This is a genomic window from Dyella silvatica (genome assembly GCF_026283955.1).
Lineage (GTDB): Bacteria > Pseudomonadota > Gammaproteobacteria > Xanthomonadales > Rhodanobacteraceae > Dyella_C > Dyella_C silvatica.
In genome coordinates this window covers 1-8,865 of sequence record NZ_JAPDPE010000164.1, presented here as the reverse complement: position 1 = coordinate 8,865, position 8,865 = coordinate 1, and the positions used below count along the sequence as shown (strand labels likewise).

Here is an 8,865-nt window from a genome sequence, read left to right as displayed (position 1 = left end):
GCATGCCTGCTATGACTGGATCCGCATCGGACGCCGATGCCTCGAAAGGCGCTGCCGTTGCGCCGGCGCGCCCGTCCAAAATACGCCGCTTTCTGCTGCCCGCCGGGGTGGTGCTGGCCATCGCGGCGGTATTGGCCCTCGCCTACTGGTGGCTGGTCGGCCGTTTTATCCAGAGCACGGACGATGCCTACCTGCAGGCCGACAGCGTCACCATCGCCCCGAAAGTCAGTGGCTATATCACCGACGTCTATGTCGGCGATAACGTGTCGGTAAAGGCCGGCGATCCGCTGGTGCGGCTGGATAGTCGCCAGTACCAGGCTGCGCTGGATCAAGCCAAGGCCACGATCGATGCGCGCAAGGCAGATATCCTGCGCGCGCAAGCAGGCATTCCCCAGCAGCGAGCCGCGATCGAACAGGCGAGGGCGCAGCAACAGGTGGCGGCGGTGAACAGTCGCCACACCGAAGAGGAGGTGCGGCGCTATGGACCACTGGCGACGACGGGTGCCGAAAGCGGCGATCAGCTATCGGTGCTGACGACCAATCGCGACCAGGCGCGCGCAACACTGGCCGCCGACACCGCGGCGCTGGACCAGGCACAAGCGCGAATGGCCGATCTTGACGCCCAGCTCGCACAGGCGAAGGCACAGCTGGAGGCGGCACAGGCGTCCGCGCAGCAAGCGCAGCTCGATCTGCAAGATACCTTGATTCGCAGCTCGCTTAGTGGCCGCATCGGAGATCGCACCGTACGTGTCGGGCAGTTCGCCCAGCCGGGTACACGGCTGATGACCGTGGTGCCGGTGCAGAGCATTTATCTCACGGCCAACTTCAAGGAGACCCAGGTCGGCCGCATGCGAGCCGGCCAGCCTGCAAGCCTGCATGTCGATGCATGGTCGGATGGGGATCTGCACGGCGTGGTCGACAGTTTTGCGCCTGGCACCGGCTCCCAGTTCGCGTTGCTGCCGCCGGAAAACGCGACTGGCAATTTCACCAAGATCGTGCAGCGTGTGCCGGTGCGGATTCGCATCGACACGAATGCGCAGACACGCACCTTGCTGGTTCCCGGGCTATCGGTGACGGTAGACGTGGATACGCGCCCGACGCACAACGACCAGGCCGTGGCGACAGCAGGCGACCATCATGGCTGAGACGGCTGCCATGCCGGCTAGCCACCCCGAGCGTGCCAGTGCCGCGGATTGGATTGCTGTGGCTGCCGGTTCGCTCGGCGCGTTGATGGCTACCCTCGACATCTCGATCACCAATTCGGCGTTGCCGCAGATCCAGGGCGAAATCGGTGCCACGGGTACCGAGGGTACCTGGATTTCGACCGGTTATCTGATGTCGGAAATCGTGATTATTCCGCTGGCCGCCTGGCTGACGCGGGTATTTGGTTTGCGCAAGTTTCTGCTCGGCGGCGCGATCTTGTTTATCCTGTTTTCGATGATGTGTGGCTTGTCGCATACCTTGACGGCCATGATCATCGGCCGCATCGGCCAGGGCCTGACCGGCGGCGCGATGATCCCGACCGGCCAAACCATCATCCGCAGCCGTTTGCCGCTGTCGCAGTTACCGATCGGCATGACGATTTTTGGTTTGATCGTGTTGCTCGGCCCACTGCTGGGGCCGGTGCTGGGCGGCTGGTTGACTGAAAACATCAGTTGGAGCTGGTGTTTTTTCATTAACTTGCCCGTGTGTATCGGTTTGATCGCCTTGTTGTTACTCGGCCTGCCGCCCGATCATCCGCAATGGGATGCGCTTAAACAAGCCGATTGGCTGGGCATTGCCGGGCTCTCGGCCGGCCTCAGCTCGTTGACGGTGGTGTTGGAAGAAGGTCAGCGCGAGCGCTGGTTCGAGTCCAGCATGATCGTTTGGTTAAGTGTGTTGTCGTTGGCCGGCATGGTGCTGATCGCTGTTTCTCAGTTCACCGCCAAGAGACCGGTGATGCGCTTGAGCCTGCTGAAAAATCCGCGCTACGCCAGTGTCATTTTAATCGTGCTGGTGGTCGGTGCGGTGTTCTATTCGGTCATTTATCTGATACCGCAATTCCTTGGCTTGATCGCCGGATACAACGCGGAACAATCAGGCTGGGTGATGCTGCTCTCCGGTGTACCGGCGTTTTTGATGATGCCGCTGCTTCCACGGCTTCTGGGCAAGGTCGATTTTCGAATCATGGTGATCACCGGCCTGATGTGTTTCGTGGTGAGCTGCATGCTGGATATCCATTTGACCGCGCAAAGCGTCGGCCATGATTTCTTCTGGTCGCAGCTGGTTCGCGGTGCCGGCCAAATGCTGGTGTTCATGCCCTTGAATCAGGCGTCCATGGCCGCGGTAGCGCGGGAGGAGGCCGGCGACGCCGCCGGTGTTTACAACATGGCGCGCAATCTCGGCGGCTCGATTGGCCTGGCTGTTATCGGTACGGTGATCGACCGCCGCAATACGTTTCATGTCGCGGCCATCCGCGAATCATTGACCGCCAATTCGGTGCTCGGCCAGGAACGTCTTGCCGCCTACGCGGCTGGCTGGTTTGCGCGAACAGGTGATATGGCCTACGCGAAGATGCGTGCGCTCGGTCAACTTGCCGCGCAGATCCAGCAGCAAGCGATGGTGATCACCTATTCCGAAGTTTTCTATCTACTTGGCATCGCGCTGGTGTGCTGCATGCCACTCGCGCTGTTGCTTAAGACGCCCAGCTATGGTGCGCCAGCCGCTACGGGTCACTAAGGACTTCAGTCATGCATACATGCGTTTCATGTGCTTCGCGCGTCCTGTTCTTTGCGCTGCTCGCCTCGCTTGCGGCGTGTACCGTTGGCCCTGACTATCGCGGTGCGCCGGACGCGGCCGGCGCTGCAGGGCAGGCCAATACCTTTGTTCGCGCACCGGCGACGGGCATCACATCAGCGGTCGCGCCTCGCTCATGGTGGAGCACGCTGCATGATGCGCAACTAACTGCCCTGATCGATGCGGCGCTGGCGCAGAACCAGAATTTGCAAGCCGCGCAGGCGCGCCTGCGCGAGTCGCGCGCGCAACTTCAACAACAGCGTGCCGATGCCTTGCCCAAGGTGTCCGCCGATGCGGCGGCACTACGCATGCGCGAGCCGAATCTTGCCGGCCTGCAAACCTCGCAGGGCCATAACAACTCATCGACGTCGCCGGGGCGAGGGCCGTTGCAGCTGTATACTGCCGGCTTCGACGCATCGTGGGAAATCGACCTGTTCGGCGGTACACGCCGTGCGATCGAGGCTGCCTCGGCCCAGGCCGACGTTGTTGGTGCCGATCTCGCCGATACGCAGGTGTCATTGGCCGCCGAGGTGGCCCAGGCATACATTAGCCTGCGCGATCAGCAGCAGCGCTTGACCTTGGCCCATCAATCGGCCGAACTCGAACAACAAACGCTGGTCTTGATCCAGCAGCGACGTGCGCGTGGCGTTGCCGGCGATGCCGATGTCGAACGTCAAACCACGCAAGTGGAAAACACCCGCGCGACACTCATTCCACTGGACGAGCAGATCACCGAGTCGCTGGACCAACTCGCTGTGCTCACCGGCCAGGCGCCTGGCGCGCTCGACCGCCAATTGTCGGCGCCTGCGCCGTTGCCCGTGCTGCCTGAGGCAGTGCCTATCGACGATCCGGCAAGCATGTTGCAGCAGCGCCCGGACATTCGCGCCGCCGAACGTCGGCTTGCCGCGAGCAGCGCGCAGATCGGCGAACGCACTGCCGATCTGTTTCCCAAGGTGACGATGTTGGGTTTCGTCGGCGCCAACGCCGCCGATCCTGGCCACCTGACGAAAAAGGGCTCGCTCACCTGGCTTGGCGTTCCCTATCTGCAATGGAACGCGTTTGACTTCGGGCGCACGCGCAGCGGCATTCGCCAAGCCGAAGCGAGCCGCGACGAAGCCGAAGCCCGCTACGCGCAGACTGTGCTCGCTGCGTTGCAGGACGCCAATAACGCGCTATCCCGCTATGGTCATCAACGCGATAGCGTGACTCGCTTGCGGCTGATCGAAGCCTCCGCCGATCGCTCCGCGACATTGATGCAGCAGCGCTACCGCGCGGGCGCCTCCTCACTGATCGATCTGCTGGATACGCAGCGCGCGCAATTTTCCGCCCAGCAAAACCTCGTCGAGGGGCAGGCCGGCCTGCTGAAAGACTTCGTGTCACTGCAAAAGAGCCTCGGGCTTGGCTGGCTTCCCGCACGTTAAGGCGGCTATGGGCGGCGCCCTCGCCGAAGGCTGTGAGCGCGCCGCCCGGATGATCTTGAAGGCCTGCGCGCTATGTTGCGACTGGCGGCCCGAACCATCTGGTTAGCGCATGCACAAGCCCCAGGTCGGTGCCTGCTCCGACCCAGGCCACATAGCCATCGGGCCGAATCAATACGGCAGCAGGGGCCGTGACAGCCCCGAGTGCCGGCAGCTCCCACGCTCCCATGTATTCGGCGTCGATCGACTGGACCCGCGCTGCCCATGGACTGATATCGATGCTGTCGGGCTCACCGAGATTAAGCAGTACCGGCCGGGCCTTGTGCAGCAAGCTGAAGACCCGCCGTGGGCCGTTGGCGGTGATCAGGTCCAGATCGGGCATACGGCGTCCGAGCAATGGGTGTCCCTCGCCGAGATCGTAATGAATGCCCAGGCCAGACATCTCCGCGGCCATGTGTTTGCGCGGCTCGTCCATCTTAAGCAGCCTGGCCATGGTGTCGCGCAGTGCCGCTGTGCGTTCGTCGGTGCGGTGAAGCACCATCAGCGCCATCGTATGCTGCAGCACACGGGCGGCAACCGGGTGGCGCTCGGCATGGTAGGTATCCAACAAATTTTCCGCGGCGGTGCCCTTGATGACTTGCGCCAGTTTCCATCCGAGATTGACCGCGTCCTGCACACCGGTGTTGAGGCCTTGTCCACCGATGGGCGAGTGCACGTGGGCAGCGTCGCCGGCCAACAGTACGCGTCGCTCGCGATAGCTGGCAGCCTGCCGGGTCATGTCGGTGAACCTGGAGATCCAGCTGGGGCTGTGAACCCCGTAGTCGGTTCCGCATACGGCGATCAGCGTCTTGCTGAGATCGCGCAGGGTAGGTTCGGTGGCGGCGCCGACGTGGTCTTCGGGCAGCATGAGCCGTATCGGACCGACCTCTTTGTAGATCACCTCGCCATCACGGATCTCATACTCCGCCCTACCGAAGGAATGGACGCCGAGGGGCGTGTGGTGAATTCCCAGCGGCGGCTTTTCGGTCATTTCGACCTCGGCGATGAGGTTGCTCATCGTGGGATCCCAGCCGGGGAAGTCGATGCCGGCTGCTTTGCGGATCAGGCTGCGTCCTCCGTCGCAGCCGACGAGATATTGCGCGCGCAACGATGGGCGGTCGGACAGCGCGACCTCGACGCCGCTGTCGTCTTGTGTGAAACCGGCAACCTCACATCCGCGATAAATCGTCACCTCTAGCTCCGTCACCCAGCCGGCCAGGATGCGTTCGATATGGTTTTGCCACAGTCCAAGCCCGTAGGGGTGCCGCGTGGGGAAGTCGCTGATGTCCAACCGGGTCGCGGCGAACCCGGCGACCTGAGCCAGCTGCCCCTCGGCGAGGAAGCGCTCCGCGATACCGCGCTGATCGAATACCTCGATGGAGCGTGAAGACAGGCCACCTGCGCGTGAGCCCGCGAGCTGCTGGCTGGCGCGCCGCTCGACTATCGCCACGTCGATGCCTGCGAGCGCCAACTCGCCCGCCAACATCAGCCCGGTCGGGCCTGCTCCAACGATGATCACCGCATGTTCGGTCATTGCCATGCTCCGGTCGGCATGCCAGCACTCGCCAGACGCGCGTTACATCCAGCGACAGCAAGGGTCGGTAACCGCGGCGCGAGTTCAGTCATCGGCTTGATGCCCCCGTGCGACCTGTATTTCGATAACGGCCTATGCATTGCGCTACTCCCCAGCCCCGTAGGTTCAGACGTTTCGGCTGCGGATTGGGCGGCATGACCGGGGGCTTGTTGCAAGCCCCCGGTGCGCTAAGATACTGGGACGGGAAAGACGTGAATCTTTATCCTTTCCCGTTTTTGTCCGCTATGGACGGGCTACTTCCTCGCCAAACGGCGGAACGCGAAGTTCTTCACCTGCCTCAATAAGCCCTGACTCATCGCCATCAAGAGCACCACTACTTCAAGCTGCCGGCTAGCTGAGCGGCAACGGTGGGTTGGGGTGATCCAGTACAGCGGTATCGATCGATTGAGGCCGTAGTTGCAAGCGGACCATTCCATTGCCGATGTCTTGCCGCGCTGGCTGCCCGGCCCAGCTTCTGTCAGCGACGGTACGGCCTTGATGCTTGCAGCAGCCAGTGAGCTACCTTGAAGTCGCGGGACCGCACTCTTTGGCTATGCCGTTATCGCTGCCCCAGCGGAAAACCGTGTGAGGAAAGCCACGCTCGCCATGAGTAATTTTCTAGTGTTGGCGCCCACGAAGGTGATCAGCAGAACGTATGCGGAACCACCGAGCCTGACCTGCACGTCGGTATGAAACTGGCTATTCTTCCGCGCCACAGCAGGGAAGCCATCTATGCACCGGATCCCCGGTCTTGATTTACTACGCGCCACAGCCATCGTCTCTGTCATATGCACCCACGCTTGGGTTGCCGGGGGAATGGGCGAGGGATTCGGCTGGATTCAAGAGTTCGGTTGGATGGGTGTCGACCTCTTCTTCGTCCTCAGTGGTTATCTGATAGGTCGGCAGGTCCTTATGCGCTTCAAGCATGAGGGTCATGTCGATCTGAAAGGTTTCTATAGGCAGCGTGCCTATCGAATTTTGCCGGCCTATCTCACTGTGGTCGGGCTCTATTTCGGCTTTCCGTCCCTGCGTGAGCAAGAGGCGATTCAGCCGCTCTGGCAATTCCTGACATTCACGATGAATCTTTTCGTCGACCAACGTGCCATGCATGCGTTCTCGTCTGCCTGGTCGTTGTGCGTCGAGGAACACTTCTACCTGATCTTCCCTGTTGCGGTCATGGCCATCGCCCCGCGAGCCAACGTGCGGCGTCTGTGCGCCATCTTTCTCGGCGTCGTCGTGTTCGGCCTGGCATGGCGAGGATTTGCCTGGTGGCAATCATCGGCGCTTGCATCTGACGGTAATGGTCAGTGGGAAATGGATGGTCGCCGTTACATGGAGCTTATCTACTATCCCAGTTACGCACGCCTTGACGGTCTGCTCGCCGGTGTCGCGTTGGCCGTCTTGAGTGTCTACCGGACAGCGCAGTGGGAACGGATACAGCGGTACCCGAATGTGCTCGCCCTGTTGGGAGCTGCCACGGTCGGCCTCGTGTCGTGGGTATTTCGCGACACGCTAACTTTTGCCGCATGTGTCGCAGGGTTCCCCATCTTATCGCTTGGACTGGCCTTGCTCGTCGTTTCCGCCGCGAGTCCCGCTGGCGTGCTGGCCAAGCTACGCGTGCCGGGCGCATCCTGGATGGCAGCCATTTCCTACAGCATCTACCTAAGCCACAAGGCGGTGCTCAAGCTGGCGTCAAAACACCTGCCTGCATCCGTCGATCATCATGGCATTCTGACGTTTGCGTGTTGTGCGTTGGTGGCTCTGGTCGCTGCCGCGATTTTGCACTACCTGGTCGAACGCCCCTTCCTATGGCTACGTGATCGTGCTGCTGGCAGGACAGTCGCCATGGCCGCCGCATAGCTCCATGTCCTTCAGCTATCGCGTTGCCAGATAGGCATGTATCGACCCTGCCAAGGAAGGCCATGGCTTTCTCTATGAATCGATATGGAGGGCTGCTTAGGGCAGGCGATCGAAGGGCAGGTTCCAGACCCGGTCAGCGGAGATGCGAATGCCAGTTACGTTACCGTCGTGGTCGCGCACCGGGCGAAGTATCATGTCATCGGAGCCAAAGGCGTCGGAATAGACGGGCAAGAACACATGGTTCTTACCTGGACGACCTTCGGCGACGACATTGAGCCCGCCCGCCACGGCGGTTATCTGATAGGTCACCGGTACCTCTTCGTTATGAAAACGGCCAGCGATGCGGGCGAGATCGGCCGGCGTCGGCACATAGGCTTTTGTTCGAACGTAGACGGTAGCGTCGCCCTCGGCATCGATGCGAAAACGGCCGTCAGGGAGCATGGCGCCGGTCGTGGCGATCGTGCCATCGCTTCGTTCGAAGGCCAAGGTGTCGCCCGCTCCCGCCAACAGGGTAAAGCCGGTGTCGGTCTGCAAACGTTTATCGTGGAAGCTCAGCTGCAGTGGCGATCCATCGCGCTCGCTCGCATACAGGCCGGCGAGACGCGCAGGCGGGGTGGATGTGAAAGTGCTGCGCGCAGGTTTTGTTCTAGGCAGATAAAGATCGGCCACTGCCTGCGCGAGCTTAGAGGTGGACGCATCGTCCGCGTTGCACAAGATGGCGATGGATACATGTTGGTCAGGATAACGGCCCAGCCAGGCCCGGTAACCCGCCGTGGCCCCATCATGGAAAATTTTGCGCGTACCGTGGTCGTTGCGCTCAAACAAACCTCGCGCGTAAACCGTGGGCTTGCCGTTCGAAAGCAAGGTGCGGGTCTGCAATGCCGTGGTGACGGTAGCGCCGAGGCGTCCTTCGTCCAGTGCCTTGTTCCAGATCAGCAAGTCGCCGACGGTGGTCAACAGGCTGCCATGCCCGTAGGTGTTTTCAAACGGCATCAGTTGCTCGTAGACCCCGTCGGACACGCGGCGATAAGCGATCGCCCGATCCCGCACCACGCGGCGGAAATCATCACGCCATTGCGTATGCGTCATGCCTAGTGGAACAAACACATGCTCGCGGGTGAAATCGACGAAGGTGGATCCGCTGACCCGCTGAACAATAATGGCCGCGAGGTTATAGCCGGTGTTGCTATACGACCATGC

The 8,865-nt window shown here is 61.5% G+C and carries 6 protein-coding genes; 4 read left to right on the top strand and 2 right to left on the bottom strand.

Annotation, left to right across the window (positions count from 1 at the left end):
* The 3 genes from OUZ52_RS21365 to OUZ52_RS21355 all read left to right on the top strand — a co-directional run.
* Positions 1 to 1,145 (top strand): HlyD family secretion protein (locus OUZ52_RS21365; RefSeq protein ID WP_266160607.1); only part of this gene is annotated, 1,145 nt, incomplete at its 5' end.
* Positions 1,138 to 2,718 carry an MDR family MFS transporter gene (locus OUZ52_RS21360; protein WP_266160606.1) on the top strand — a complete coding sequence of 527 codons (1,581 nt, stop codon included), beginning with the start codon at positions 1,138 to 1,140 and terminating at the stop codon, positions 2,716 to 2,718. The genes OUZ52_RS21365 and OUZ52_RS21360, both read left to right, overlap by 8 nt.
* 11 nt (positions 2,719 to 2,729) lie before the next feature.
* Complete coding sequence (locus OUZ52_RS21355) at positions 2,730 to 4,196, top strand: efflux transporter outer membrane subunit (protein ID WP_266160604.1); 1,467 nt, start codon at positions 2,730 to 2,732, stop codon at positions 4,194 to 4,196.
* A gap of 70 nt (positions 4,197 to 4,266) precedes the next feature.
* Here OUZ52_RS21355 and OUZ52_RS21350 read toward each other — a convergent pair whose 3' ends face one another.
* Positions 4,267 to 5,766: an FAD-dependent monooxygenase gene (locus OUZ52_RS21350; protein WP_266160602.1), complete on the bottom strand. Its 1,500-nt coding sequence runs from the start codon at positions 5,764 to 5,766 to the stop codon at positions 4,267 to 4,269.
* Positions 5,767 to 6,537: 771 nt separating this feature from the next.
* Here OUZ52_RS21350 and OUZ52_RS21345 point away from each other — a divergent pair.
* The gene (locus OUZ52_RS21345) at positions 6,538 to 7,665 is read left to right on the top strand and encodes an acyltransferase family protein (protein ID WP_266160601.1); all 1,128 of its coding nucleotides are present in this window, start codon (positions 6,538 to 6,540) and stop codon (positions 7,663 to 7,665) included.
* A gap of 96 nt (positions 7,666 to 7,761) precedes the next feature.
* Here OUZ52_RS21345 and OUZ52_RS21340 read toward each other — a convergent pair.
* On the bottom strand, positions 7,762 to 8,865 hold a 1,104-nt coding region (locus OUZ52_RS21340), incomplete at its 5' end, for a serine hydrolase domain-containing protein (RefSeq protein ID WP_266160600.1).

Bases quoted from the DNA above. Each gene is read 5' to 3' on its own strand.
- OUZ52_RS21350 (WP_266160602.1), bottom strand. From the start codon at position 5,766: ATGACCGAACATGCGGTGATCATCGTTGGAGCAGGCCCGACCGGGCTG.
- OUZ52_RS21360 (WP_266160606.1), top strand. From the start codon at position 1,138: ATGGCTGAGACGGCTGCCATGCCGGCTAGCCACCCCGAGCGTGCCAGT.
- OUZ52_RS21355 (WP_266160604.1), top strand. From the start codon at position 2,730: ATGCATACATGCGTTTCATGTGCTTCGCGCGTCCTGTTCTTTGCGCTG.
- OUZ52_RS21345 (WP_266160601.1), top strand. From the start codon at position 6,538: ATGCACCGGATCCCCGGTCTTGATTTACTACGCGCCACAGCCATCGTC.